This is a genomic window from Chitinasiproducens palmae (assembly GCF_900095735.1).
GTDB classification, from domain to species: Bacteria; Pseudomonadota; Gammaproteobacteria; order Burkholderiales; family Burkholderiaceae; genus Chitinasiproducens; species Chitinasiproducens palmae.
Map to the genome: position 1 here is coordinate 177654 of NZ_FNLO01000006.1, position 26472 is coordinate 204125.

Here is a 26472-nt window from a genome sequence, read left to right on the forward strand (position 1 = left end):
GCGATGGCATTCGGTGCCTACCAGGGTAGGGCAGGGCGACTCCTACCGAAATGCGGCGCTAGCCGCTGGCGATTTCGCTCGGCCGGAGCAAATGCGTTGCTTATGGGTCGGTTCGGTAATCGAGTCTGCACGATCGCCGCCGCGCGTCTATTCATTCACGCCGTACCCATGCAACAGGTGAAAGTGGTCGGAATCAATGCGGGCAACGCCGAATCGCTTCTTGCCGATGCCGCGCGCGCCTCCAGCGCCCCTGAGCCCCTGAGCCCCTGAGCCCCTGAGCCCCGCCGCCCGCCGCCCGCCGCCCCGCAGCCCCTCAGACCTCAGCCCTCCAGCCCTCCAGCCCTCCAGACCTCAGACCTCAGACCTCAGACCTCAGACCTCAGACCCATGCCCGGAGCGCGTCGTGGCGCGGCTATCTTGGCGAACACCGATCGGTCGACTGCTGCTTCGATGCACCACGATGCCGCCGGCCGGGTTGCCCATCTGCAAAGCACAGGCGCACCCAACGCGGCCGGCTGGCCCCCGATGCACGCTCAGTCGGCCGGGATCGACGCATCGAATTTGGCGATAAAGTCCAGCTGCGCGTTGCGCGGGCCATTGACGATCCGTTGCGACGCGTCGATCTGGTAGACCGGCTCGGTCGTTGTCTCGTATTTGGGCCAGTCGTTGATCGCGCCGCCGTTTGGATTGCCCGTCGCTGCGAAGCGGACCCACGCATCGATCATCTCGTTCGAGATGCGCACGTCGTCGGCCGTATAGGGTGCCGCGGACAGTTTCGCGTCTCCAAAGACATAGGCGACGTCGTCGCCGTGATGGGCGTCGCTGCCGGTGCCGCCCAGCTGCTTCCGCGTAAAGTAATAGCGATAAACGGGCAGGCCAGCGTCGGCGTAGAGACGCGCGATACCTCGCGCGCCGAACCAGAACTGATCGTCGCCGAAACTCAATGCGATAGCCGAGGCAATCTGCGCCGGATTGTCTACCGGATAGGTCGAGAAGGCCTGGTTGCCGAACGAACCAAAAATCGCCGGATCCGACAGATAGCTTCGATACTGATCGACGGTCGAGATGGTGTACCCGTTGGTGAACAGATAGCCCTCGTCGGTGTTATTGCCCACCAGGAGCGGCACCTGCGTGGCGCGATGGCCTTCGAATTGGACGCGCTCTTCGTGCGGTAGGATTACGCCGTCTTGAACCGGACCGATCACGCGCGGTTCGGCAAGCGCGCGTATCTGCGCGCCGCCGCCGGGGTTCAGAATCACCGGGATTTGAGTGGCAGGCAATGCACGCAATGCCTGGATGTCGGCGCCCAGTGCCAGGCCATCCTGTTCGGCGGCGGCGAGCGACTTCCAGTGTCGCCACGACCCTGGACTTTCAAGAATGGCGCGATCGATCAGGCCGGCCGACTCAGGGGACGAAAGCAGTGTCGTGATCACGCTGGCGCCCGCGGATTCACCCCAGATCGTCACGTTGGTCGGATCGCCGCCAAACTGCGCGATATTGGCCCTTACCCACTTGAGCGCTTGCGCGACATCGAGGATCCCGTAGTTGCCGGAGACCTTGCGCGCCGACTCGGCCGACAGCCCCGGATGCGCCATGAAGCCCATCGTGCTCACCCGGTAGTTCATCGAGACCACCACGGCGCCATGATTGGCGACGACGCTGCCATCCACGTTGCCATTGCCGCTGGTGAAGCTGCCGCCGTAGACCCATACCAGCACAGGCAGCTTACGGGTGGAGGCGAGGCCGGATCTCGGCGCCCAAACGTTGATGAACAGGCAGTCTTCGCTCATCGCCGCAGTGCCGGCTTGCATGCATTCCGGACCGAAGGCGCTGGCATCGCGCACGCCTGTCCAAGGCTCGGGGTCGATCGGTGCTGTCCAGCGCAGCGCGCCGGTCGGCGGCTTTGCGTACGGAATGCCCTTGAATGAGACAATATCGTCGCCAGATCCCCGGACCTTGCCGGATGTCAGCGCAACGATCGGCGCCGCGTTTGCGCTCTCGGTCGGCACGGCCGATCCGCCGCAGCCAGTTAGACTCAGTAGCGACAGCGACGCCGCCACGCAGGCCAGCCGGAACGGCATCGTCGAACCGTTGCCGAGCCGGCGTCCGGGGCGAGCGTTGTCGCCGCGTCGGTTGGCCACAAGACGGCTATCCGTTTCGGGATGCGTGGTTGGACGGCCGCGCGTGCCAGGTCGTGGCGCTTTCGGACGAATCGGCATGAGGTGTCTCCCTGATTGTATGAACGACGTGGACTGCCCGGATCAAACGCCCGGTTTGTGCGACATCGAGTCTGGCGCGTGTCTCGTCCGAGGTAAATTGCAAAAAACATATGAATCGATGCGCCTCTCGTATCAGTGGCGCGCCAGCGAGTACGCCACCAGCGGTTGCCATCGGACGGCCGCCCGGGAACAAGAGCCGGCGGCCCACGCCGGCACCGGCACCGACTGACCGGTGCGAGGAGACGAGGACAATGAAAGCCGACTTGGCACGCACCTGCGGGTGCGCGTTGCCGACCGTATTGACGGACATGCATCGAAGCAGGGCCGGTAGTGCGCCGCCATGCCGGCGCGCTGCAAGGCAGGGGACGGTCGGGACCGGCCGGTGCATCAATCGCGCTGCTGCCGCGTGCGGGACGGCATCGTGAAATGGCTGCGGCCGTTCCGCCCGCTCTACGCGCAGGTACTGCTCGCGACACTGTTCGGCATGGTGCTGGGTCATGTGTGGCCGGAGACCGGCGTAGCACTCAAACCGCTCAGCGATGGCTTCATCGCCCTCGTTCGCATGACCATCGCACCGATCGTTTTTTGCACCATCGTGCGGGGCATTACATCGCTGGGCAGCGGCACGACGATCGGACGCACGATCGCGAAGGCACTGACGTTGTTCTATGGGCTGACGGCGGTTGCGCTGTTGCTCGGCCTTGCCGTAGCGTATGTGCTGCATCCCGGCGCCGGCATGCACGTCGATCTACACCGTCTCGATACCCGCAGCCTCGCGCCGCTGCTTGGCCAGCATCCCCCAAGCGGGCTGACCGAAGTGCTGCTGGGCATCATTCCAGACACCGTAACGGCGGCATTCGTAAAGGGCGATGTGCTGCCCGTCTTATTGGTGTCGGTCCTCTTCGGTGCGGCGTTGAACGGTTTGCCACGCGCTGCGCAACCGCTGCTTGGCCTGATCGACGCAGTCGCGGATGCGTTTTTCCGCGTGATAGCGCTCATCATGCGGCTCGCGCCGTTGGGCGCGTTCGGCGCGATGGCGTTCACGGTGGGTTGTTTCGGCATTCGTTCCATTGGTTCGCTCGGGATGCTGATCGCCTCGCTATACGTCGCGTGCGTGCTGTTCGTGCTGCTCGTGTTGGCGACGCTTGCGCGTGTCCATGGCTTCTCGCTGTGGCGTCTGCTGCGCTACATCCGGGAGGAACTGCTCATCGTGCTCGCGACTTCGTCGACCGAGCCCGCGCTGCCGAGACTGATCGCAAAGCTGGAAGCGCTTGGCTGCGAGAAGGGTGTTGTCGGCGTGGTATTGCCAGCGGGCTACTCGTTCAATTTGTCAGGCACCGCCATTTACCTGACGTTGGCTTGCCTGTTTATTTCGCAAGCGTGCGACCTGCCGCTAAGCGCGTCGCAAATCGTGCTCTTGCTTGGCCTGATGCTGTTGACGTCAAAAGGCGCGGCCGGCGTCACAGGCAGCGGCTTGATTGCACTGGTGGTGACGCTGACCGCGATGCCTGATCTGCCGGTAGCCGGCGTGGCATTGCTGGTCGGCATCGATCGTTTCATGTCGGAGGCGCGCGCGCTTACCAGCGTGATCAGCAACGCCTGTGCGGTGATCTTTGTCGCTTTATGGGAGGACGCTTGCGACCGCGAACGTTTGTCGCTTGCGCTGCGCGACGTCGACGCGCGTCCGCTTCCCGATGATTCGCCGGCGCCAAGCAACCGACGCGCGTAGATCCGTTTGACGCGCCCGCAAGCCCGTGGTCACCGCCCACCCGGTGACGTCTGCCGTCTTCCGGTATTCGGTGTGAGCAGCGCGACGGCGCCATAGCGCGGGGCCAGGGCGGCCGGCGCCGTCCGAAACGGCGCGCGACACTACAACTCGAGGCGTGCGCTGCCGTTGCCTCAGCCGTTCCGTTCGCATACGCGCGCGAGGTGGCAACACGCGCGCCGTGCACGCCTCCCTCAAGGCTCTCATGTTGCAGCGCATCGCCGCCGACGGCAGTTGTACCGCTCGGCATGCGACTTTCTATGGTCGAGACGACGGCGATCGAGCGGCGCTACGTTACGTCACATTCCGGAACAGCCAACGGGAATTGTCGACGAGATTGTATGCAATCTCGATTCGTCTTATGAACAAGACGTGTATGCATTCCTGCTTAAATTGGTTCGGCTGCGCGCGCCGCGCTCGTACAGTTGACGCCATGACGACGCAACGTCCGGGAAGTGTGCGAGCACGCCGTCCGGACCTGGGACATGGATACATTGCTGATCGACGGTACGTGGCGGGCCTCAAGAGAAGGCCAGTCGCTCGACGTCGCCGACCCGTGCACGGGAGCGCCGTTCGCGCAACTGGCGCGGGGCATGGCGGTCGACGTGGACGATGCCGTCCGCGCCGCGCGCACTGCCTTCGAAGGACCGTGGCATCAATGGTCGGCGGCGGAGCGCGGACGCTTGCTGGCGCGCATGGCCGTGCTTGTCGCCCGACACGCGGACGAGCTTGCCGCGGTCGAGTCACGCGATACCGGCAAGCCGCTTGTGCAGGCGCGTGCCGAATTCGACGTCGTGTCACGGTATTTCGAGTTCTATGCCGGGGCCGCCGATAAGTTCGCGGGCGCCGAGATTCCGTTTCTCCCCGGACACACGGCGATCGCCCGGCGCGAGCCGGTGGGCGTGACCGCGCACGTCATTCCGTGGAACTATCCAGCCGTCATGTTCGCCCGCACGATTGCGCCGACATTGGCGGTTGGCAACGCAGCCGTATTGAAGCCGGCTGAAGATGCTTGTCTCAGCTCGCTGCGACTCGCGCAGCTCTTGCTGGAGGCGGGTCTGCCGCCCGGCGTGCTGAACGTCGTGACAGGTCTGGGCGAGGAGGCGGGCGGCGCACTCGCGGCACATGCCGATATCGACTTCATCACGTTCACCGGCTCGCCGCAAGTCGGCACCCTGATACAACAGGCGGCGGCCCGCCATCACACGCCTTGCGTGCTCGAACTGGGCGGAAAGTCGCCGCAGATTCTTTTCGAAGATGCCGACATCGAGACAGCCCTGCCGAGCATCGTGAATGCCATCATTCAGAACGCCGGGCAGACCTGTTCCGCTGGCAGCCGCCTGCTGATCGCGCGCTCGCGCTACGCCGAATGGCTTGAGCGGGTCGCCGAGCGTTTCTCGGACCTCACAGTCGGCCCCCCCTCGGGCGGGCATGCCTGCGGTCCACTGATCAATGCAGCGCAACTCGATCGCGTCCGTGCTTTCGTGGCGCGCGCCTGCGGCGACGGTGTTCAACAGGTTGCCGCCGGCAGCATCGCTGCGGACGCGGACAGTCGAGGCTATTTCTATGCGCCCGCACTGTTGTCAAACGTGCCGCGCGATCACCCTATCGCTCGCGAAGAAGTGTTCGGGCCGGTGCTGTGCGCATTGCCCTTCGATGACGAGGCCGATGCAGTGGCGCTTGCCAACGCGACACCCTACGGGCTGGTCACCGGCGTCTGGACGCAGGACGGTTCGCGTCAGACGCGTGTCGCGCAGCGTGTGCGCAGCGGCCAGGTCTTCATCAACTGCTACGGCGCTGGCGGCGGCGTCGAACTGCCATTCGGCGGCTTTGGGCGTAGCGGCCACGGCCGCGAGAAAGGCCTGGCCGCGCTCGAAGCGCTCACCGCGATCAAAACGGTTGTGCAGCGCTATGAGTGAGACGCTGCTGTCCCGGGGCGGTGCCGCCGAGCTCTCCTCGCATGACGACGCAGCAACGCCGGCGTCCGCGCCGCGCGTCGCACGGGCGCACGACATCGAGGTCGAACTGCGTCGCCGGATCGCGCGGCAGATCCTGCTGCCCGGCGCCGTGCTGCGCGAAGGCGAAATCGCCGAAGAGTTTGGCGTGTCACGCACGCAGGTTCGCGATGCCTTTCTCGTGCTTGCGCTGCGCGGACTGATCGAACGGGTCCCGAACAAGGGGGCGGTGGTCAGTCGGCTCGACTTCGCACAGATCGTCGAGATTTTCGCCGTGCGCGAACCGCTTGAGGGCATGTGCGCGCGCCTGGCCGCCCAGAACACCACGCCCGAGGTCTGGCAGCCGTTCGTCGAGCGCTTCGAGCATGCCATGCCGGGCTTTGTCGAAACGGGGGACTTCGACGCCTTCGCGGATGGGTATCAGGCCTTCCGTCTGAAAATCATCGAGTCGGCGAACAACCGGACATTGCGAGACATGCTCGACAGCATAGGCGAGAAGATCAACGCGTTGTCTCGTCGCATCATCATCCTGCCCGGGCGGGGCGCTCAGGCGTTGCTCGAACATCGTGCCGTGCTGGACGCCCTGTACCGTGGCGACGCCGAAGCCGCCGAGACGCTGCGCAAGGCCAATATGCGCAGCGGCCTCGAGTGGTTCGTGCGCTATCGCAATTTCGTCCTGTGACGGTGCCGCGCGACATGACTGCCGACTTGCACGATGCCATCCGGGCCGCCACTCACGAAGCCGCCCACGAAGCGACCCACGACACGGGCGCGGGCGAGCGCCACGTCCCTCGCGGACCAAACCTGCCATTGCAGGGCCTGAAGGTGCTCGAATTGGGATCCACCGTTGCCGGCCCATTCTGCGGGCGCCTGCTCGCCGATTTCGGCGCGGAGGTGATCAAGGTCGAACCGCCGGAAGGCGATCCGCTGCGCACCATGGGCGAGCACGAGGCCGGCGTATCGCTGTACGCGGCCAGCCTGCTGCGCAACAAATCCCTGCTGGCAGTCGATCTGCGCTGCGCGGAGGGGCAAGCGCTGGTGCGCCGCCTTGCACTGCAAAGCGACATCGTGGTCGAGAACTTCCGTCCCGGCACCTTGGAGAAATGGGGACTCGACTACACGTCGTTGAGCAAGGTGGCACCGCGGCTGATCATGGTGCGCATCAGCGGCTACGGACAGACCGGTCCTTATCGCGAGCGTGCGGGCTATGGCGTGATCAGCGAAGCAGCGAGCGGGATTCGGCACATGACGGGTGATCCCGATCGCCCGCCGGCCCGCGTCGCGGTTTCGATGACCGATTATCTGACTGGGTTGTATGGCGCCTGGGGCGCGACGCTCGCGGTGCTGGCGCGTGCCACGACCGGGCGCGGGCAATGCGTCGATGCGGCGCTCTACGAGAGCGCATTCAGCATGATGGAGCCGTTCGTGCCTGCCTTTGCCGCGCACGGCACGATCCCAGCCCGCACCGGGTCGAGCCTGCCGGGCAGCGTGCCGAACAACCTCTACGTGTGCGCTGACGGTGGCTACATCGTGCTGGCAGCGATGGCGGATGCGGTCTTTCGCCGACTTGCCGAGGCGATGGAGCGTAGCGACCTGACCTCCGATGCGCGCTTCAGTCGTGCGCCAGAGCGCGTCAAGCATCAGCACGCGCTGGACGGCGAAATCGCGCGGTGGTGCGCGACGCTGCCGCTCGCCGACGTCGAGGCCCGCTTGCATCGTCACGAGGTCCCCGCATCGCGCATTTTCTCGATGGCGGATGTGTTTGCCGATCCGCACTTCGAGGCCCGCGCGATGTTGCGGCGCGTCGCCCACGACAAGCTTGGCGAAGTCACGCTGGCCGCGCCGCTGCCCAACCTCTCCGCGACGCCCGGCACGATCCGACACAGCGGGGGGGCGGTCGGCCAGGACAGCCGACGCGTGCTGCGCGAGGTCCTCGCGCTGTCGGAAAGCGAAATCGCGGCGCTGGCCGCGAGCGGCACCGTGTTGCTGGAAGGAGGACGTTCATGAGTGCGGTTTGGTCGCATGAAGTCGAGGAACTGGCGCGGCGCCACGCATGGGCGGAACTGCTCGGCGGTACCGAGGCCGTTCATCGCCACCACGCCAAGGGCCGCCTGACGATCCGGGAGCGCATCGCGGCCCTGGTCGATGCGGAGTCGTTTCAAGAGGTGGGCAAGCTCGCTGGCCATGCCATCGCGCCTGACGACGATGGGCGAACGGTTGCGCCGGCGCCCTATGTGATGGGACTTGCGCGAATCGCCGGACGGGACGTAGCCGTCGGGGGCGAGGATTTCACGATTCGCGGTGGCGTGAGTTGGGCGGGCGATCGCCGCAAGGGCGGGCAGGGCGGTTTCGTCGAGGACCTGGCTTACGAGTATCGGCTGCCGCTGGTCAACCTGATCGACGGCAGCGGCGGATCGGTGAAAGGCGCGCTGTCGCGCGGGCACACGGTGTTCCCCGGTGTGCATGGCTTTGAACGTTCCGTGGCGTTGCTCGGCCGCGTACCCGTGGTCAGTGCGGTGTTGGGGGCGGCCGCGGGCGGCCCGGCCGGCCGCGCGGTGCTGTCTCATTTCTCGGTCATGGTGCGTCGGCAAAGCCAGGTGTTCTGCACCGGGCCTGCGGTGGTTGCGCGCTCCCTCGGCACCGAGCCCGATCGTGAAACCCTCGGCGGCAGCCGCGTGGCGGTGGACACTGCGGGAACGATCGACTGCGCGGTCGACACCGAGGAAGAAGCATTCGAGGTGGTGCGGCGCTTCCTCAGCTACATGCCTCAGCACACCGGCGCGCTGCCGCCCTCGCTGCCGCCGCTCGATCCGCCGGCGCGACGCGACGATCGGCTGCTCGATATCGTGCCGCGGGACAGGCGCCGGCCGTACGACATGCGGGCTCTTGTCGCGATGGTGGTCGATGACGGCTCGATGTTCGAACCGCAGCCGACGCATGGGGCGGCGCTGATCTGCGCACTGGCGCGGCTAGGCGGGCATGTCGTGGGCATCATCGCGAACAATCCGCAACGCGGCGGCGGCGCGCTCGACGTCACGGCAGCGCGCAAGCAGCAGCGCTTCGTCGAGCTGTGCGAGACCTTTCACATCCCGCTGATTTTCTTCGTCGACATGCCCGGCTTCATGGTCGGCGTGCAGGCCGAGCGTGACGGTACGCTGCGCGCGGGCATGGAGGCGGTCGCCGCGGGCGTACGGGCCCGGGTGCCGAAGATCACGCTGGTGATTCGCAAATGCTACGGCATGGGCGGCATGGCGACGACCGAGAAGAACGGGCTCGGCCTCAAGCTGGCGTGGCCGTCGGCGGAGTGGGGCTCGCTGCCGGTGGAGGGCGGCGTGGACGTCGCATTCCGCCGTGAAATCGCCGGCGCTGCAGATCCCGCAGCGCGGCGTGCCGAACTGGAGGCGCAGCTTCGCGAGTTGGCCTCGCCGTGGGCCACCGCACAGGCCTTCGGTGTGGAGGACATCATCGATCCGCGCGACACGCGTCGCTATCTCTGTCGTTTCGTCTCGGCAATGCAGACGACGCTCGCCCAACTGTTGCCTCGTGGAGATCAACGATGAAACGTCCCGGCCGCCGTTCGTCGCGTGGGTTCACCGACCGTGCCACTGCGCTCGTCCTGCCGGTTGCGCTGGTCGCGCTCTGGCAGCTCGGCTCGTCGCTGAAGCTGATCTCGCCGACCCTGCTGCCATCGCCTTGGTATGTACTGCAGACCGTCTGGTATCTGGCCTCGACCGGACAGCTGTGGCGCGACGTCCAGGCCAGTGCGGTGCGCGTGATCGAGGGATATGCGATTGCGGCAGTGCTGGCAATCGCGCTTGGCGTGGCGATGGGACTGTTCCGTCCGCTGAACCGGCTGGTCGACCTGTTGATGCAGATACTCAAGCCGGTGCCGCCGATCGCATGGATACCGCTGTCGATCCTCTGGTTCGGCATCGATGAGGGTGCCAAGGTCTTCATCATCGTGCTCGGCGCGTTCTTCCCGATCCTCACCTCGACTGTCGATGCGATCCGTCAGATCGATGGTCGCTACGTGGAACTGGCTGGCGTGCTGGAGCTGCCGCGCACGTTGTTCGTGCGCAAGATCGTGATCCCTGGCGCGCTGCCACAGATTCTGAGCGGATTGCGGCTGGGTTTGGCGATGGCGTGGATGTGCGTCGTTGCCGCGGAGCTGATCGCTGCATCGAGCGGCGTCGGGTTCCTGATCATGGATGGACGAGCGATGTCGCAAGCCGATCTGGTGTTGGCCGGCATGCTGGTCCTGGGTGTGCTCGGCAAGCTCACCGACGATCTGCTGCGCCATGCCGAGAAGCGCCTGGTGCGCTGGCGCACGCAGTTTTCGGGACTCTGACCATGCAAGAACTCGCTTTGCCAAATGCAGTGCCGGTGTCTGCTGCCCGTGCACATGCCGCGCCGAAAGGCAGCGTCGCCGTGCATCTCGGCGGTCTGTCGAAGTCGTTCGTCGGCGCCGACGGCACGCCGGTCGACGCGTTGCGCGATATCGATCTCGACATCGCGCCCGGCGAGGTCCTGTGCGTGTTGGGTGCCAGCGGCTGCGGCAAAAGCACGTTGCTGCGCATCATCGCCGGGCTGGAGCGCGCCGATACGGGGCATGTGCAAGTCGGTGGCACGACGGTCGTCGGCGCGGGGCTCGACAGAGGTTTCGTATTCCAGGATCACCGACTGGTGCCGTGGATGTCGGTGCGGCAGAACGTCGAACTGGCGATGCACCGTGAGCCGCCGGCGGAACGACGGCGCGTGGCGAACGACGTGCTCGCGCGGGTCGGCCTGCGCGACTTCGGCGGAGCGTGGCCGGCGCAGCTTTCGGGAGGCATGGCGCAGCGCGTCGCGATCGCCCGCGCCCTGGCGCATGGACCGAGGGTCTTGCTGCTCGACGAACCGTTCGGCGCGCTGGATGCGATCACCCGGATGCAACTGCAGGACGAATTCCTGGGAATCCAGGCACGCGAGGGCATCACGACCGTCCTCGTGACCCACGATATCGAGGAAGCACTGTATCTCGGCGATCGCATCGTCGTGTTGTCGGCGCGCCCGGGCCGCGTGCGCGCGGTGGTGCCGGTGAGCCTGCCACGCCCTCGCGACCGCGCCGACCCGGCGTTCGGCCGGCAACGCATCGCGCTCTACGAGCAGTTCTTCCGTCACGCCCAGGACGTCCCGTCCGGGGAATCACAATCGTAGCAATCGGGGAAATGAGATGAAGGGGTTATTTCGCAGTCTTCTGGCACTGGTTGCCTTCGTCCTGCTGTTTGGCGCGCGTGTCAGCCACGCAGCCGACACGCTGCGCGTTGGCTTCATGCCATTCGTGCCGTATTCCGCCAGCCTGATCGCCAAGCAGAACGGCTGGATCGAGGAAGAGCTGCGTCGCGCGGGACAAGCCGACGTCTCGGTGAAGTGGGTGCAGTTCGCCGGCGGTCCGCCGGTCAACGAAGCGATGGCATCGCACAACATCGACATTGCCGCCCTTGGCGATACACCCGCGTTGGTGGGACATGCCTCGGGTATCGACGATCGGATGATCGGCCTGTCCTACAAGGGCGGGCAAGCGCAGGCGCTGGTGGTCCGCAGCGATTCGCCGGTCCACGACGTACGCGAACTGAAGGGCAAGAAGGTTGCGACGCTCCGTGGCGGCAACGTGCACGAACTGCTCGTGTTGATCCTGGCCAGCGCCGGACTGAAATTGACCGATGTCCAGTTCGTGAACCTGGGCCTCGAAGACATGGGCGCCGCGCTGCTCAAGGGGGATATCGATGCCGCACTGGTGTGGGATCCGGTCTTCGTGCGCCTGGATACGACCGGCAAGGTTCGGGTACTGAAGACCGGCGAAGGTCTGAAGAGCAACCTCAATCCGATCATCGCGTCCGCGGAGATCCTCAAACAGCACCCGCAATACGTGCAGGCCTACCTGCGTGCGATCGAACGTGGCGCCGCATTCCTGCGCCAGCAGCCGCAGGCCGCCGCGAAGCAGCTTGCGCCGGTGTTCGGTCTCACGCCCGAGCAGACGCAGGTTGCGTTCACGCGTTCGGTCTGGGTGCCGCCGGTCGACGCGGCGGTCCGCGCAGAGTTGAAGCGCTCGGTGACGTTCCTGCTCGACAACCGCCTGATCCGCAATCCGCTGGATATCGATAGTTTCATCGACCTCCCGAAGGGGCAGTGAACGTGTTTGGCCCCGCTGCTTTCGATCTCGGCGGCCGGCGAGCGCTCGTCACGGGCGGCGCGGAGGGTCTCGGCGCGGCGATTGCCGCGGCACTCGCCGCCGCGGGTGCCGAGGTCGGCATCATCGACGTCCGCCCATCCGACGCGACTGCGCCGGGCAACAAGCCGGCCTTTGCCCTGCAGGCCGACCTGTCGCAGCCCGAGGCGGTGCGGAGCGCCGCCGACCGGGCACTGCGCCGCTTCGATGGGCGAATCGACGTGCTGGTCAACAATGCCGGCCACCAGTTCCGCGCGGCAGCAGTGGACCACGGCCGCGCCGAATGGGAGGCGACCCTGTCGCTGAACCTGACGGCCGCCTTCCTGCTGAGCCAGCACATCGCGCCCGGCATGATTGAACGAGGACGCGGCAAGATCATCAACCTTGCGTCGATTCGCAGCTTCGTCGGCTCCTATGGCGCGGTGGCGTACGGTGTGAGCAAGGGTGGCATCGCCCAACTCACGCGGTCGCTGTGCAACGAGTGGGCGCCGTTCGGGGTTCAGGTCAACGCGATCGCGCCAGGCTTCATGCGGACTGCATTGACCGACGCACTGCAACGCGACGACGACGCGGTGGCGCGCAGCCTGTCTCGCATCCCGGCGGGACGCTGGGGCGAAGCGGCGGACGTGCAAGGCTTGGCCGTGTTTCTTGCGTCGTCGGCATCCGACTATGTCAACGGCGCGATCATCCCGTGCGATGGAGGTTTCCTTGCCAACTGATCCGCGGGCCTTGTCAGAGGCGGCTCACTTGCATTTCGTGGTACCGGCAAGCGCGCGCGCATCGTTTGCCGACCTCCAGGCGAGCGTGCATGCGGCTGAGCGCAGTGGCTGGGCCGCGGTGCTCGTCGAAACCGGGCCTGGCGCGCTGGAACCGATCACGGCGCTGGCGGCGTTGGCATCGACGACTGCCCGCATCGGGCTGGTCGCTGAAATCGATCCGCTCGTCACACCGCCGTACACGGCGGCGCGCCGCCTCGCGGCGCTCGATCACATCAGCGGCGGCCGGGCCGGATGGCGCGTGCGGGTCCATGACAATCGGGCCCAGCGCGCCGAGTATGCCCAAGTGCTTCGGGCGTTGTGGGATAGCTGGTTGCCGGACGCCCATCGTTTCGACAAGCGCGAGGGCCTTTACGTCGACACCGCGCGCGTTCGCCGGGTGGATTTCGCGGGAGAACATTTCGCGGTGGCGGGTCCGTTGGACATTCCCCGTCCGCCGCAACGGCACCCGGTGCTGTACGGAGCGGGTGACGATGCCGTAAGTGACGATGCCGTAAGTGACGGTGGCGTAAGCGTCGACGCCGATCTGCGCAGCGGGGAAGCGGCGGGTGCGCTACAGGCCGCGGATGGCTGGGCTGCTTGCAAGGCGTTGCGGCCGCGCGGCACGCGGACGGACGCTAGACCGTTGCACTACCTGCTCGTGCCGACCGATCAGCCGGAACGCTGGCCCGCGCAGCTCGCTGCGCTGAATCGCCAGTCGACGGAAGCGCTCGGTACCGCGGCAAGCACGCTGCGCGATCGCTGGCAAATCCCCTTGCCCCTCACCGGGGAGACGCACGATGTCGAATGACCGGAAGATGATCCTGTTGGTAAACGCGCTGGTCACCGGTCATCACGAGGCGGCCTGGCGTTTGCCCGATGCGCAGCCGACGCGCTTGCGGGACATCGCCTATTACCAGGAGATTGCCCGCACCGCCGAACGCGGCCGCTTCGATGCGATGTTCGTTGCGGACTTCTTCGTCTACTACCCCGGGGTCCGCTACAGCCCGCGTTGGGAACTGGACCCGATCACGCTGATGGCAGGGGTGGCGGCGGCGACCGCCACCATCGGGCTGATTGCGACCGGATCCGCCACGTTCGCTTCCGCGGAAGAGATCGCGCGCACGTTTGCGACGCTCGATCAGGCGAGTGCGGGCCGTGCGGCGTGGAACATCGTCACCAATGGCGAACCGCAGGCCAGTGCGAACTTCGGGCAGGAAAAACCGGTACCGCACGCCGAGCGCTATGCGCGTGGCGGGGCGCTCGTCGAGGACGTGCTGGCATTGTGGCGACAGGGACCAGCGGGCGCACTTGGCATCCCGCCATCGCCCCAGGGGCGGCCCGTTCTGGTACAGGCAGGTTCGTCGCCGCAGGGGCGCGACTTCGCCGCGCGCTACGCGGAGATCGTCTTCACTGCCCAGAACACGCTGTCCGACGCGCAGGCCTTCCGAAGCGATTTACGGGAGCGGGCGCAGGCGTACGGTCGCGACCCGGACCGCATCAAGGTGATCCCTGGCTTCAGTCCGTCGCTTGGCGCATCGGATGCCGACGCGCGGCAGCGCAAGGCGGCGCTGGATGGGCTGATCGCACCCGAGGCGTCGCTCGCCTGGTTGGCCGGCTTCGGCGTCGACCTCGCCGGAATGCCGCTCGATGGACCGCTGCCGCCAGTGCTGGGCGACATCGAGAAATTCGAGGGGATCAAAAGCCGCTTCGGCGTGATTGCCGGCCTGATCGAACGGGAGCGGCCGCAAACGATACGTGCGCTGCTGAACCTGCTGGCCGGCAGCCGTGGCCACGTCGCGGTGTCCGGCGCGCCCGAGACCATCGCAACGCACATGGCGGAGTGGTTCGAGGCCGAGGCGGCCGACGGCTTCATGATCATGCCACACGCGTTGCCTGGCGATCTCGACGTCTTTGTCGACCGTGTCATCCCGCTGTTGGCGCAACGCGGCTTGCTGCGCGAGCCGACGTCGGCAATCACCTTGCGCGAGCGGCTCGGACTGACGCTGCACGACCACTGACGACGTGACGGCGCTGCGCCGACGGTGTACTGGCGGCATGGCGGCCGCGCCAAGCTCGCTGTGGTGCACCCGGTGATGATCGGGTTGCGCCGCGTGGGCGCTGCCCGGCATGGCCGCACTTCATCCGGCAAAAGCGTCACCCCAAGCATGCAACAACGACATAATCGATCCGAGGTTTGAAGATGAGCAGACGTTTCGAAGGAAAAGTGGCATTCGTCTCCGGTGGCGCACGGGGGCTGGGCGCGTCGCACAGCCGCCGCTTCGTTGCCGAGGGCGGCAAGGTGGTGATCGGCGATCTGCTCGACGAGCAGGGCCAGGCACTTGCGCGCGAACTGGGCGACGCGGCGCGCTATGTGCATCTCGATGTAACCGATGAACAAAGCTGGCAAGCCGCGCGCGAGGCGGCCGAGGCAGCGTTCGGGCCCGTGTCGATTCTCGTCAACAACGCAGGCATCCAGAAACTCGGCACGACGCTCGACACCTCGCTCGAGGATTTCGATGAAGTCGTGCGGGTCAATCTGAACGGTACCTTTCTGGGTACCAAGATCATCGGTCCTTCGCTGATCCGCGCGGGCGGCGGCAGCATCATCAACGTCTCGTCGATCGCGGGCATGTTCGGGCTGCCCAACACCGTGGGCTATGTCGCGGCAAAGTGGGCCGTGCGTGGCCTGACCAAGGCGTCGGCGCTCGAGTTGGCGCCGTATCACATTCGCGTCAATTCGATCCACCCGGGCCGCATCGTGACCGACCTGACCGCCGGACTGAACAGTCCGATACGACCGAACCAGTTGATCAAGGAACCGGGGCGACCGGACGACATCAGCAATCTCGTTGCCTTCCTCGCGAGCGACGAATCACGCTTCAGCACCGGCGCTGAATTCATCGTCGACGGCGGCCGTTATGTCGGCGAGTCGGACCCCGTCGCTTAAGCGCCGCGCACGCCGGGCGACGTCCCGCGCCGACCGGCCTCCACGGACGCGCATGCCGCCGCGGCGGCGCGGGGGCCGCGCGGGCCGGCGTTCGCGCGTCACCGCCCGCGTTCCGAACCGGACCCACCTCAATGCGACGAAACATAGGCCGATCCGGGGTGTGCGGGTGGCATCGCAAAGCGCTCACGCATTCGCCTGGCTTCCGCCGCGGGCGTCAACCCGAAAAGTCGCTTGAACTCTCTACTGAACTGCGAAGGGCTTGCGTAGCCCACGGCGTGGCAGGCTGTCTCGGCGGTCATCCCTTGACGCACCATGAGCAAGCGCGCCTGATGCAAGCGCGTGGATTTCAGATACTGCATCGGAGAGGTGCGCGTGATGGCCTTGAAGTGGCTATGGAACGTCGCCACGCTCATACCGGCCTCGCGAGCCAGTTGCGGCAAGTCGATCGGCTGCGCATAGCGCGCATGAATGCAGCGCAGCGCCTTGCCAATCTTCCCGAACTGACCCTGCATCGTCAAAGCCGCGCGCATCGCGTTGCCCTGTGCGCCGGTGAGCACGCGGAAATACACCTCTCGCACCAGTGCCGGGCCCAGGAGCGCTGCGTCCAGCGGCCGACTGATCGCTTCCAGCAAGCGCAACACGACGCTGCGCATCGCCGCGTCCATCGGACTGGACATCATGCTTAGCGGCGCGTCCTGTGGTGCCGATGATTGATGCTGGTCGATCTGAACCATCAGCTCGGCGGCGAGCTGAAAGTCCAGGTGCATATAGAGGGCCAACAGCGGACGCTCTGGCGTGGCATCGGTTTCCATCGTGAACGGCACCGGTACGGCGACCGCCAGATACTGCTGCTCATCGTACAAATACACTTGGCCCCCGAAATAGCCGCGCTTCCGTCCCTGACAAACAATCACGATGCCGGGGTCGTACAACACGGGCGTGCGCGCCAACGCACGATCGGAGCGCAGGATGCGCACGTCTGGCAGCGGTGTCAGGTTGTATCCCTCTACTGGCGCCAACGTGCGAAGCAAAGCGATCGAGCGCCGCTGCTCGCGCGACCGAGGCGCGGCAGCGATCTGGCTGTTCCCGGCAGGCTTTCGGTTCGCCATAGAAATAGGCAATAAAAGGAGAGGATTGAAGCTGAAAATGCCTGCCTCGATTGACTATCGTACATCCACCTCAACTCTGCGTGGAGCCCGTTCATGTCATCTTTCAAAACCTTGTTCATTACTGGCGTCAGCAGTGGCTTCGGACGAGCATTGGCCGTGGCGGCGCTTGCGGCGGGTCACCGCGTCGTCGGCACCGTGCGAAGCGAATCGGCAGCGCAAGCGTTCGCGGCACTCGACTCCGCGCATGCCGTAGGCCGGGTGCTCGACGTGACCGATGTCGAGGCCATCGACGCCGTCGTCGCCGACGTCGAGGCGAACGTCGGGCCGATCGATGTATTGGTGAACAACGCCGGCTACGGACACGAAGGCGTCGTCGAAGAAGCGCCGCTGTCCGAGTTGCGTCGACAGTTCGACGTCAACGTATTCGGCGCGGTGGCGATGATCAAGGCCGTGCTGCCCTACATGCGTTTGCGCCGACGCGGACATGTGCTCAACATCACCTCGATGGGCGGTTTCATCACGATGCCCGGCATCGCATACTACTGCGGCAGCAAGTTCGCGCTGGAGGGCATTTCCGAGGCGCTCGGCAAGGAGGTGGGACAGTTTGGCATCCACGTCACCGCCGTTGCACCCGGTTCGTTTCGCACAGACTGGGCCGGGCGGTCAATGTCCCGCACGGCGCGCTCGATTGCCGACTATGACGCACTGTTCGATCCGATTCGCAAGGCACGTGAGGAAAAGAGCGGTAAGCAAATCGGTGATCCCAAAAAAGCCGCTCGCGCGATGCTGGCAGTGATCGACAGCGATGCGCCACCGGCGCACCTTCTGTTGGGCAGCGACGCATTCGCGCTGGTGCACGAAAAGCTGGCGACGCTGGCCGACGAATACCGCGCTTGGGAGGCGCTGACCCGCTCGACCGACGGCCGAGCGGATATGGCCGCGGAACGTTGTGCCGTGCGCGGCGCGTTGCGCGGGTCAGCACACCGTCTTCTCAACGCAACGTGCGAGCCTTCGAGGTTGTCGCGATCGCCGCCTCGGCGGCGTCGGCCACCTTGAGCGGTACCTCACCGATGCCCAGCGCGCGTTCGATCAGCAGGTCGTCCCCGTGTTGCGCGAGTTCGGCCTGCAGCTGGGCAAAGTCGCTGCACCAGAGGGTCTCGACGTCCTTGTCGCGCGCCAGGTCGCGCTCGGCGCTCAGCGCGACCGCGCGCACCTGCAGGCGGCTGGTCTGTGTCTGACCGCCAACCTCGATCGCATAGCCGGGCAACGACGCCTTGCCGACCACGATGCGTCCGTCGCGGGCCCATGCGGTGCTCATCCCCTCGCGCACGTCGTAACCCAGTCGCGCCATGCCCTCGAGCACAGCCTGGCGCCGCGCTTGCGCGGCTTCACGCTGCTGCACGCGCGCAAGCGCGGCACGGCAATGCTCGATCAATTCCTCGATCGTATCCATTGTCACGGCACCGCCCAGCGCGTCGAGCCTGGCCAGCAGGGGCCCGGTGTCGTCGGACGCTCTGGCCCGCACTTCGGCGGCAAGTTCTTCGAGTTCGTCGATGGCCGAGCGATGCGCGCGCGCGCCGGCTACCGCGTCCGACAGGTCCAATGTCAGGCTGTCCAGCAGGAGATTGCGATGCGCGCCGGTCGGATGCGCCTCGATGTCACGCAGGCGGTCCGCGAAGCCGGCGGTCTCGGCGGCAGGCAGAAACACGTCGGCCTCGGCGATCTGCCGGTCCAGCCGCTCGAACGCCGGTTCGCGCGACAAGGCAAGATGGGCCGCCTGCCAGCTTTCAAAAGTCACGGACATCTGGCCGTCGGTCAGCTGTGCCGCGAGTTCGCGCTGCGCAGCGCTCGGTTCGGACGAACCTGCGGACAAGCTCGCGTCCGCCGGCGGACTCAATTGCGCGAAGCCCTGCGCCAGGACCGCATCCGTCTGCACCGCGTCGTCATGGCCTGCCTGTCCTTCGGCAATCGCCGCGATGCGCTCGACAAGCGCGGCCGGCACTTCGAGGCGTCGGGACGCGAACGTATGGAGAAGCGTTTGCGCGCTGCTCCGGGCCTGCCGGCGACGGCGCTGCACACGTTCTGCGTGATCGACCGCGAGCGTGCGGCGACGTTCCAGATCGGCGCCGAGGAACGCCGTCTCGTCGGAAAGTTCGCGCTGGGCATCACGCAATGCGCGGATCGTCGCGTCCGTTGCAAGCAAGGTGGCGAGCGCGCGCCGACGCGCTTGCGTCGCCGCGATCTCGCCGTCGGCCAATTGTCCGAGGCCCTGTCCTTCCTTCGTCCAGGCCGCTATGGTGCGATCGAGACGGCGCAGCATCCTGTGGCAATCGGCGAGAACTTCCTCGCGCGTGACGATTCGCACGACCTTGGGCCCACTCATGCAACGACCTCCGCGCCCAGAGCGGCCGAGACGGCCGCCTGCAGGCGAGCTTTTTCGATTTCAGGTTCGTGATACCACGCTTGCGACGACACCCTGTGGAGCCGTCCGATCGCCCGTTTCAGCACCGCTGGACGCCAGATTTCGCGTGCCCGTGCCTGCGTGAGCAGGCGGTGACGCGGCGCGTCGCATTCGATGCCAAGGGCGTACAGGCCGGTGCCCGGATCGGCTATCGCGAAATCCAGTCCGAAGGCGTCGTCCTCGTGCGTCACGACCGGCTCGGTGCCGAGCGACCGCAGGAAGGCGAGCACCTCGGCGGCGAAGCCGTCCCCCGTGGCAGCGCCGCGCAATTCCGTGCGTTCACGCTGCTGCGAGGCATGACCCAGCCGCCCGAGCAACGCGCGTCCACCTGCCAGTTCGCCGTCGGACATGGCGCGCGCATAGGCCATGTACGCCTGCAGGTAGTCGCGCGGTATCGCGGGGCCGCGCTGCGTGTCCAGCATATCGGAGATCAGCCCGATCGGCATCGACGTGACCAGCACGACTTTCTTGCGTGCGCGCGTGACCGCGACATTCAGGCGACGCTCGCCGCCTTGCTGTCCCAGTACGCCGAAAAAGCGGCGAAACGCGCCCTGGCTGTTGCGGCCGAAGGTCGTCGAGAAAACGATGATGTCCCGCTCGTCGCCCTGGACGTTCTCGACGTTCTTCACGAAGACGGCCATGTCCTCGCCACCTTCCACCCGCTCGCGCTCCTCGCGGTAAGCCTGGCGAAACGCCTCGTCGCGTTCGGCTCGGAGCTTGAGTTGCTCCTCGATCAGGTCCGCCTGCTTGCGATTGAAGGTCACCACCCCGACCGACGGGCGTTCCCCGTACGGCGACCGCCACAGATCGGCGAGGTAGGCCACCACGCGCGCCGCTTCGTCCGCATTGGTTTGCTGCTGGTACAGCCCGTCGACGGCGATCACTTCCAGGGGCTTGACGGCACGCACGGTGGCGTCGGGATGTCTGACCGGTATGCTCAGCGCGTTTTCATAGAATGCCGCGTTCGAGTAGGCGATCAACTCCCGGTATGCGGAGCGGTAATGGATCTGCAGCGTCGAGACCGGCAGCGCGGTGCGGGCCAGCTGAAGCAGGTCCGGGCAGTCCTTGATTTCACGCCGGTTCCAGGTCTCCTCGAAAAATGCCCGTTCTTCCTCGCTGGCCTCGTCGTCCGGCAGTTCACCGTCGAAAAGGCCGGTCTCGTCGCTGTCCACCTGACTCGAAAAGAATGCGGTGGGCGGCATCTGCTTCTCGTCGCCGCTGACGATCGCACGACGGCCCCGGAACAGTGTCGGGATCGCGTACTCCACCGGCATCTGCGATGCCTCGTCGTACACCACCGCGTCGAACAACTGCGATCTCAACGGCAGCAGGCGGCTCGCCACGTCGGGATTCATCAGCCAGACTGGACGCAGCGCCATCAAGCCAAGCGGCGTGCCGAGTTCGACGAACTCGCGCAGTCGTCGTGCGCGTCGCCCGGTCAGGCGAGTGAGGTCTTCCCAACTGCGCGGCGCGCCCAACTTGTCTCGCGCAACGCCACGACGAAGCGCGTCACGGTTCGAAGCGCGCATGGCTTCGTCGGCAGCCGCGAGCGCCGCGATCTTGGCGGTCGTTTCGCTGCGGTCGAGCAGCAGTTCGGGAAAGGTCTGCTCGAAGCGCCGCTTCCAGCCGAGCCGCGCCTCGCGCCGGATCAAGCGGCGGACCGCGGCGTCGAGGTCGTCGGGAGGCACGCGTTCGAGCACTGCCTCGTGGCGTCGCAGCATGGCGAAGACCTGCAGCGCCTCGGCATCCAGGCGCTGCGCTCGCAGGCGGAATTGCTGGAATGCCGGAAGCGCCGGCAACGCGGCGGTTATCGGTGCCAGCGCAGGATGCGCTGCGGCATTGTCCTGCACCGCGCGTCGGCATGCGTCGGCGAACGCCGGCGTCAGCCAGTCCTGCAGCGCGGCCAGCGCGCGCAGGCTCCGTTCACGCACGTGCTGGCGCACGAACGCTGTCTCGAAACCGTGCAGCAGAGCGTCGACCTGCCCGCGCTCACCGCTCAGTACTGCCGCGTCGAACGCCTCGCTGTGCGGCGCCAACGACAGCTGTCGAGCCCACCCGCCTACCGCTTTCAGCCGTTCGAAATCATGCCGGACGGCGTCGGCAAGCGCGGTGCCGTCGAGCGTGCCGCCAGCGTCCAGTTGCAGCGCCCGGCGCACGGCAGCCCATTCCGCCCGGCGCGGACGCCACTGCGCTTCGAGGTGCGCGACGGCCTGCAGTTGATGGAATCGTTGCTCGGATCGGTCGCTGCCGGTCGAGCCGGCTTGCTCGGCAAATCGTCTGAGTTGCGCGCGCCGGATATAAGTCATCGGATTGAGCGCGCTCAGCCACGTCGTCGGCTTCGCCAGCCATGCGATGCGGGCCGCCAGCGTCTCGAATTCGCCGTCCGACAAGTTCGCCATCGCGGGCGACAGTGCCGCATGATAGGCGGTGGCATCGATCTGCCGCAGCGCATCGTGCAGCACCTGTAGCGTGGCGCATCGTTCGTCGCCGACGGTTCGGCTCTCGGCCGCGGGTCGGAACAGAGGCAGCCACCGCGCCAGACTCGCACGCGCGTCGTCGCTGAGGTCCAACAGCCGTTGCGCGTTCGCACTCAGCCATGCGCGCGCGGGTTCCGGATCGTCGAGGTCGAACGTGGCGGGATGCGCGGCGAGCGTGTCGGCGCGCAGTCGCTCCGCCTCCAGCAAGGCCGCAAAAGCGGCGTGAAACGCATCGAGTGTCGCGCGGTCGGTGGCAAAGGCTTGCAGGTTCTCAAGCGCACTCCCTTCGAACCTGGCGGGCAACCAGTAACGCACCAGCGGGGCGCATTGATCCTCGAGCGTGGTCAGCGCAGCGATGTCGAGTGCCGCCAGGCGTTCACGCAGCGCTGGCGCATCAAGCGGTGGCGCGCCTGCCTCCAGCGCGATCAGTTCGCCAAGCAGCGCACGGTAGCTGCGGCCGCTCGCCGGGTCCACCCTGTGCAGCGCTTCGTGCTGCCGGTCGAGTTCGCCTTCGAGGCTAGCGATGCGGGCGGCCGTCTGTTCGCGCTGGCGAGACCAATCGTATTCGGCTGGCGGCCCCTTGAAGAGCATCTCCAATTGTTCGCGCACGGCGCGAATGGTTGGTTCGCGATCGCGATTGATGTCGTTGACCATCACGATGCGCTCGCCCAGTCCCTCCGCGATCAGCCGCTTGTGCACCACTTCCAGCGCAGCGTGCTTCTGGCAAACGATCAACAGGCTCTTGCCGTTGCCGATCGCGTCGGCCACCATGTTGACGATCGTCTGGCTCTTGCCGGTCCCGGGTGGACCTTCCACGACCAGACCGGAACCATTGCGTGCCTGGAAGACGGCGGCTTCCTGCGACGGATCGCTCGCCACGGTGAGATAGCGGTCGCGCTCGGCAGGTGCGCCGTTCTCGATTGCCTGCGCAGCGTCGTTCGATGTCAAGCGGAGCATCGCTTCGAGCGCGGTTCCAGCGGGCGACAGCATCTTCAGTTGCCGCAGGTCCTCGCCCACGGCCTGCCCGATGAATGTCACATGGAACAGTACCGCCGCGCATGCCAGCCGCATTTCGCCGGCGGGCAGTTCGAGCGAGGCGGGCGGCAGGGCCGCCAACTGCCGCCCCTCGGCGGCGGCGAGCATGCCGAACGCATCCATCACGTCGGCCAATTTCAACGCCGAACGGCCGAGCACGTCGTCGCCGGCGCTTCGCCAGGCCTTCAGCCTCTCCGCTCCGAGCAGCCCTTCGAGCGCCGGATTCAGCCGCACTTCCTCTCGTTCGCCGTCGAACGCGAGCGCGGCCTGACCACGCGTTCCGGGCTCCATCAGCAGTTCGACCGGCCACAGCAAAACGGGCGCGATGCGCGTCCGGGTCGTGCTGCGCTGATCCTTGTAGAGCAGGAACGGGAAACCGAGATAGAGGCCGTCGATGCCGGTGTCGCGTTTATAGAGCGTGGTCTGCCGATACAGCGTGTTGAAGCGGCCATCGAGCACGCCATTCGCGTCGAAGACCGCCGGATCGATCGGCACCGAGCGGGCGTTGCGTTGCAGCAGGTGCTCGAGCAGCGCGGTGCCGGTGTGGCGGCCGCCGTGCAACTCGTTGAGATCGATGCGGCCCGTGGTCCGACCGATCGTCATGCGCACCAGCGGCCCGCGCAGGACCGCTGTTGCCACTTTCTTTTCAAAAAAGTCGAGGATCTGCGTCACGTACTGCTGTTTCTGCGGCTCCAACCATTGTTCGGCGGGCACGGACAGCAGAACGGCAACCTCGTGCAACGGCAAACGGCGCTCGAGCCGGAAGCGTTCGGCCCAGCCGTCGATGGTCGGGCTGCCCGTGCGAGCGAAACCCGCGATGCGCTGATCGACGAGGCGGAACAGCTCGGCGCGTGGCAGCGCCAACGCCTGTCGCGCCGTGTCGGCGTCGAACGCGAGCACCTGTTCGTGCTCGGCCAGCGCAGTCGCCTGTTGCACAATCTCGTCGACCGAGCGGTATTGGCTGGTTGCCGCGCTCAGCAGGATGATGAGATCTTCCTCGCTGATCACCCGCCGCTCCGCCAGCGACAGCAGACCGGGATGATCGGAGTCGGGCAGCAAGGTCCTGCGCGCTTCCCACTGTGCCGCCAGCCGCGCGCGCGAGGTCGAGAGCAGCGCAATGCGCAACGTCTCTTCGTCGAGTTCGATACCGTGGTTGCGCGCGCGCAGCCGTACCTCGTCGGCGCGTGCCTGCAGCCGGGACAGCCAGGTTTCCGTTTGCAGCCGCTGCAGGAAGCCCGGCACGGGGCCGCTCACCAGTCCATAGCCGTCGATTGGATGCTGCAGCAGCCAGCCCGGCGTTACGATCTCGCCGCGCAGGATCAGCGGAATTTCAGGATTGAGCAGCTTGAGGGCGACCATCAGGCGAACGTCGTCATCGACGCCGTCGAGCTGGGCCGCCTGGCGCAGGCCTGCCAGCGCCTGCGGCGCGACTCCGGCCTGTTCGGCCCAAGTCGCCAGCACGCCACGTAGCAGATGGTCGCGTGCTTCGTCCCAATTATCGCGCTCGGCGGCGGCCAGCGCAGCGACGGTCGGCTTATGGTAGCTCCGACCGCCAAGACTGAGCTCCGCGCCCTCCGTGCTGTCCGCATCGGAAGCCGCCGCTGACGGCGCGTCGACCGGTTCGCCAGCCAGCCAGGCATGCACCTGTGGCCACTGCCACCGCTGGTGCCGATCGCGCGCAAGCAGACCGCGCAGCAGCAGATTCAGCGACGGATCGAGTTCGTCGGGCAGCGACACGCCGTTGGCGAGGACATGGATCAGGAAGGCGCGCGGGTGCACACCTTCGAAGCAGCGGCCCTCGGTGATCTGTTCGAGCAGAACCATCCCCAGGCTCCACCAGTCGGAAGCCGCCGCCACGCCGCCGGCAATGGCTTCGGGCGCCATGTATCGCGTGGTTTCGAGCGGCGAGACGATGTCGAGATCGAACTCCGACAACCGCGCCGAGCCGAAACCGCTGATGACCAGATCGAGCGGCTGTTCGCTACGAACCAACAGCGTGCCGGGCCGCAGATCGCGGTGGCGCAGTCCCACTTCCGAGAATGCGTGCAGCGCCTGCCCGAGTTCGTCGACCACGCGGTGCAGCGTCGCGGTGTCGCGCAACGCGATGCCAAGGTCGGCGAGCGTCCCGCCGCTCATCTCTTCCGCGACCTCATATGCGCGGTTGTCCCAGCGCCCGGTTGCAAGAATCTCCGGGACATGCTCGCGCGGCAGGCGTCTCAACACGTCGTAGACCGACGGATCGGGCTCCGCGCCGGCGCGGTAAAGCGTGAGGACTGCCTGCCTGCCGGTGTCGCGATGCCGGGCCAGATAACGTTCGCGCACGCCGTCGGTACTGGCGATCTGGCGCAGCAACCGCCAGCCGTCGATCTGCGTTTCGCCCGCCGCGGCGGCATCGGTGCTCGCGATTGCAGCGGCGTCCGCCCGCGACACCGTCGAGCGCGCGGCGGGCTCGCTCGCCTGCGCGCTTGACGGTGTCGGTGACGGATCGCCGCCGCACACCAGGCAGAGCAGATCGCCGGCGTGCATTGGATGGCCATTCACGCAGTGCAACCCGGCACCATCGTCCGCGGTGACGGCGACTGCCGCATCGTCACGAGTGGCAGCGTGCTCGTCGCCGCCCGCTGGCGTGCGGGGAGTCGAAACGTGCTGCGTACCGGCTGCGCCGCCGCCTGCGGGCGCTTCCGCGCCGGCCCGGCGTTCCGCCGCGGCCACGGTCTCGACCGTGGCCACCTCGCGCGGCCGCCAGCCATGCTCGCGGATCGCCACATTCGACAGGTCCCAGTTGCACGGCGCGCCGTCTACCGTGCCCTCGCAGTACCATTCCTGCACAGACCGCTCGGTCTTGCAATTGGGGCAAAAACGCATCATTGCGGACATGTCCGGTCTGTCACCTGCGCGCCTTGTCGGCGCTGATCTGGACCCGATGGCCCTGTTGATTGAGTAGGTCGCGGAGTCGATTGAAATCGCCTCGCGCGGGGATGCCCGCAAACCACACACTGCCGTCGTCGTCGAACATCGCGTCCAGCGCACGGTCCACGCCGGCACGCCGACGTTCGTAGCTCGCCAGCCGCGCCTGCCCCAACGGTGTCAACAGATGCAGGCGCTGGTTGTCGCTGCCGCGCAGCGCGAGCGACTGCGGCGTGTCGATCTCGAACGGATCCGACACGAGCGCGTCGATCAAGCCTTCGGCGCGAGCCAGCGTGGCGGCAATCGACTCGATCGGATGACCGCTGTAGACAAGCACGTCGCGCTGCGCGGCGCCGGGCGCCGCACGCAACGCAGCGAGGAGGGCAAGCAGCGCCTCCGGTTGATCGAATGGTTCGCCGCCGGAGACAGTGACGCCGCTTGCGTGAGGCAACCAACTGTCGAGCTGGGCCAGCACATCGGCCACGCGCGTCATGCGTCCGTGCTCGGACCATGTGTCCGCCGAAATGCAGCCGGGGCACCGGATGCTACAACCCTGCAACCAAATGCCGATGCGTTGCCCCGGCCCCAAGGTGGTCACCGGGAAATGCAAACGTGACAGGCGGATGTCCAT

The 26472-nt window shown here is 66.4% G+C and carries 18 protein-coding genes and 1 pseudogene; 14 read left to right on the forward strand and 5 right to left on the reverse strand.

Annotated features, from left to right (window positions below; translation table 11 throughout):
• Nucleotides 1-533 precede the first annotated feature (533 nt).
• The gene (locus BLU54_RS11720; RefSeq protein WP_091908315.1) at nucleotides 534-2219 is read right to left on the reverse strand and encodes a carboxylesterase/lipase family protein; all 1686 of its coding nucleotides are present in this window, start codon (nucleotides 2217-2219) and stop codon (nucleotides 534-536) included.
• Between the two features lie 19 nt (nucleotides 2220-2238).
• On the opposite strand from BLU54_RS11720, the gene BLU54_RS23730 reads away from it, so the two are divergent.
• From BLU54_RS23730 to BLU54_RS11780, 13 genes are all read left to right on the forward strand, one after another.
• The gene (locus tag BLU54_RS23730) at nucleotides 2239-2448 is read left to right on the forward strand and encodes a hypothetical protein (RefSeq protein WP_170845128.1); all 210 of its coding nucleotides are present in this window, start codon (nucleotides 2239-2241) and stop codon (nucleotides 2446-2448) included.
• A gap of 255 nt (nucleotides 2449-2703) precedes the next feature.
• Nucleotides 2704-3948 (forward strand): cation:dicarboxylate symporter family transporter, encoded by a 1245-nt coding sequence (locus tag BLU54_RS11725; RefSeq protein WP_407919416.1) that lies wholly within the window; start codon nucleotides 2704-2706, stop codon nucleotides 3946-3948.
• 521 nt (nucleotides 3949-4469) lie between these two features.
• On the forward strand, nucleotides 4470-5903 hold the full coding sequence (locus BLU54_RS11730; protein ID WP_091908319.1) for an aldehyde dehydrogenase family protein: 1434 nt from the start codon (nucleotides 4470-4472) through the stop codon (nucleotides 5901-5903).
• Nucleotides 5896-6621, forward strand: coding sequence for a GntR family transcriptional regulator (locus BLU54_RS11735; RefSeq protein ID WP_091908321.1), 726 nt, complete (start codon nucleotides 5896-5898; stop codon nucleotides 6619-6621). Before BLU54_RS11730 ends, BLU54_RS11735 begins: the two co-directional genes overlap by 8 nt.
• Nucleotides 6622-6635: 14 nt before the next feature.
• Nucleotides 6636-7946, forward strand: a complete 1311-nt coding sequence (locus BLU54_RS11740; RefSeq protein ID WP_091908557.1) for a CaiB/BaiF CoA transferase family protein — start codon at nucleotides 6636-6638, stop codon at nucleotides 7944-7946.
• Nucleotides 7943-9499, forward strand: coding sequence for an acyl-CoA carboxylase subunit beta (locus BLU54_RS11745; protein WP_091908322.1), 1557 nt, complete (start codon nucleotides 7943-7945; stop codon nucleotides 9497-9499). The genes BLU54_RS11740 and BLU54_RS11745 overlap by 4 nt, the downstream gene beginning before the upstream one ends.
• Nucleotides 9496-10287: an ABC transporter permease gene (locus tag BLU54_RS11750; RefSeq protein WP_091908324.1), complete on the forward strand. Its 792-nt coding sequence runs from the start codon at nucleotides 9496-9498 to the stop codon at nucleotides 10285-10287. The genes BLU54_RS11745 and BLU54_RS11750 overlap by 4 nt, the downstream gene beginning before the upstream one ends.
• Before the next feature lie 2 nt (nucleotides 10288-10289).
• Complete coding sequence (locus BLU54_RS11755) at nucleotides 10290-11135, forward strand: ABC transporter ATP-binding protein (protein ID WP_091908326.1); 846 nt, start codon at nucleotides 10290-10292, stop codon at nucleotides 11133-11135.
• A 16-nt stretch (nucleotides 11136-11151) separates the two neighbouring features.
• Nucleotides 11152-12111, forward strand: a complete 960-nt coding sequence (locus BLU54_RS11760) for an aliphatic sulfonate ABC transporter substrate-binding protein (RefSeq protein WP_091908329.1) — start codon at nucleotides 11152-11154, stop codon at nucleotides 12109-12111.
• The gene (locus tag BLU54_RS11765; RefSeq protein WP_211435341.1) at nucleotides 12108-12866 is read left to right on the forward strand and encodes an SDR family oxidoreductase; all 759 of its coding nucleotides are present in this window, start codon (nucleotides 12108-12110) and stop codon (nucleotides 12864-12866) included. Before BLU54_RS11760 ends, BLU54_RS11765 begins: the two co-directional genes overlap by 4 nt.
• Nucleotides 12856-13713: an LLM class flavin-dependent oxidoreductase gene (locus BLU54_RS11770; protein WP_170845129.1), complete on the forward strand. Its 858-nt coding sequence runs from the start codon at nucleotides 12856-12858 to the stop codon at nucleotides 13711-13713. Before BLU54_RS11765 ends, BLU54_RS11770 begins: the two co-directional genes overlap by 11 nt.
• Nucleotides 13703-14923 (forward strand): LLM class flavin-dependent oxidoreductase, encoded by a 1221-nt coding sequence (locus BLU54_RS11775; RefSeq protein ID WP_091908333.1) that lies wholly within the window; start codon nucleotides 13703-13705, stop codon nucleotides 14921-14923. Before BLU54_RS11770 ends, BLU54_RS11775 begins: the two co-directional genes overlap by 11 nt.
• 182 nt (nucleotides 14924-15105) lie before the next feature.
• Nucleotides 15106-15852 (forward strand): SDR family oxidoreductase, encoded by a 747-nt coding sequence (locus BLU54_RS11780; protein ID WP_091908335.1) that lies wholly within the window; start codon nucleotides 15106-15108, stop codon nucleotides 15850-15852.
• A gap of 128 nt (nucleotides 15853-15980) precedes the next feature.
• Here BLU54_RS11780 and BLU54_RS11785 read toward each other — a convergent pair whose 3' ends face one another.
• Entirely contained in the window at nucleotides 15981-16961 is a 981-nt protein-coding gene (locus tag BLU54_RS11785; RefSeq protein WP_091908337.1) for an AraC family transcriptional regulator, read from the reverse strand.
• A 93-nt stretch (nucleotides 16962-17054) separates the two neighbouring features.
• On the opposite strand from BLU54_RS11785, the pseudogene BLU54_RS11790 reads away from it, so the two are divergent.
• Nucleotides 17055-17885: pseudogene (locus tag BLU54_RS11790) on the forward strand (oxidoreductase); the annotation flags it as partial.
• A 67-nt stretch (nucleotides 17886-17952) separates the two neighbouring features.
• Here BLU54_RS11790 and BLU54_RS11795 read toward each other — a convergent pair.
• From BLU54_RS11795 to BLU54_RS11805, 3 genes are read right to left on the reverse strand one after another with little or no spacing between them, the layout of a single operon-like run.
• Nucleotides 17953-19344 carry a hypothetical protein gene (locus BLU54_RS11795; protein WP_091908341.1) on the reverse strand — a complete coding sequence of 464 codons (1392 nt, stop codon included), beginning with the start codon at nucleotides 19342-19344 and terminating at the stop codon, nucleotides 17953-17955.
• The gene (locus BLU54_RS11800) at nucleotides 19341-25763 is read right to left on the reverse strand and encodes an AAA domain-containing protein (protein WP_235837914.1); all 6423 of its coding nucleotides are present in this window, start codon (nucleotides 25761-25763) and stop codon (nucleotides 19341-19343) included. The genes BLU54_RS11795 and BLU54_RS11800 overlap by 4 nt, the downstream gene beginning before the upstream one ends.
• A 58-nt stretch (nucleotides 25764-25821) precedes the next feature.
• The gene (locus BLU54_RS11805) at nucleotides 25822-26472 is read right to left on the reverse strand and encodes a 4Fe-4S cluster-binding domain-containing protein (protein ID WP_091908345.1); all 651 of its coding nucleotides are present in this window, start codon (nucleotides 26470-26472) and stop codon (nucleotides 25822-25824) included.

Coding starts and splice junctions, on each gene's coding strand:
- BLU54_RS11760 (WP_091908329.1), top strand. CDS start 11,152: ATGAAGGGGTTATTTCGCAGTCTTCTGGCACTGGTTGCCTTCGTCCTG.
- BLU54_RS11780 (WP_091908335.1), top strand. CDS start 15,106: ATGAGCAGACGTTTCGAAGGAAAAGTGGCATTCGTCTCCGGTGGCGCA.
- BLU54_RS11755 (WP_091908326.1), top strand. CDS start 10,290: ATGCAAGAACTCGCTTTGCCAAATGCAGTGCCGGTGTCTGCTGCCCGT.
- BLU54_RS11730 (WP_091908319.1), top strand. CDS start 4,470: ATGGATACATTGCTGATCGACGGTACGTGGCGGGCCTCAAGAGAAGGC.
- BLU54_RS11795 (WP_091908341.1), bottom strand. CDS start 19,344: ATGAGTGGGCCCAAGGTCGTGCGAATCGTCACGCGCGAGGAAGTTCTC.
- BLU54_RS11805 (WP_091908345.1), bottom strand. CDS start 26,472: ATGGACATCCGCCTGTCACGTTTGCATTTCCCGGTGACCACCTTGGGG.
- BLU54_RS11745 (WP_091908322.1), top strand. CDS start 7,943: ATGAGTGCGGTTTGGTCGCATGAAGTCGAGGAACTGGCGCGGCGCCAC.
- BLU54_RS11735 (WP_091908321.1), top strand. CDS start 5,896: ATGAGTGAGACGCTGCTGTCCCGGGGCGGTGCCGCCGAGCTCTCCTCG.
- BLU54_RS11740 (WP_091908557.1), top strand. CDS start 6,636: ATGACTGCCGACTTGCACGATGCCATCCGGGCCGCCACTCACGAAGCC.
- BLU54_RS11725 (WP_407919416.1), top strand. CDS start 2,704: ATGGTGCTGGGTCATGTGTGGCCGGAGACCGGCGTAGCACTCAAACCG.
- BLU54_RS11785 (WP_091908337.1), bottom strand. CDS start 16,961: ATGGCGAACCGAAAGCCTGCCGGGAACAGCCAGATCGCTGCCGCGCCT.
- BLU54_RS23730 (WP_170845128.1), top strand. CDS start 2,239: ATGAACGACGTGGACTGCCCGGATCAAACGCCCGGTTTGTGCGACATC.
- BLU54_RS11750 (WP_091908324.1), top strand. CDS start 9,496: ATGAAACGTCCCGGCCGCCGTTCGTCGCGTGGGTTCACCGACCGTGCC.
- BLU54_RS11720 (WP_091908315.1), bottom strand. CDS start 2,219: ATGCCGATTCGTCCGAAAGCGCCACGACCTGGCACGCGCGGCCGTCCA.
- BLU54_RS11775 (WP_091908333.1), top strand. CDS start 13,703: ATGTCGAATGACCGGAAGATGATCCTGTTGGTAAACGCGCTGGTCACC.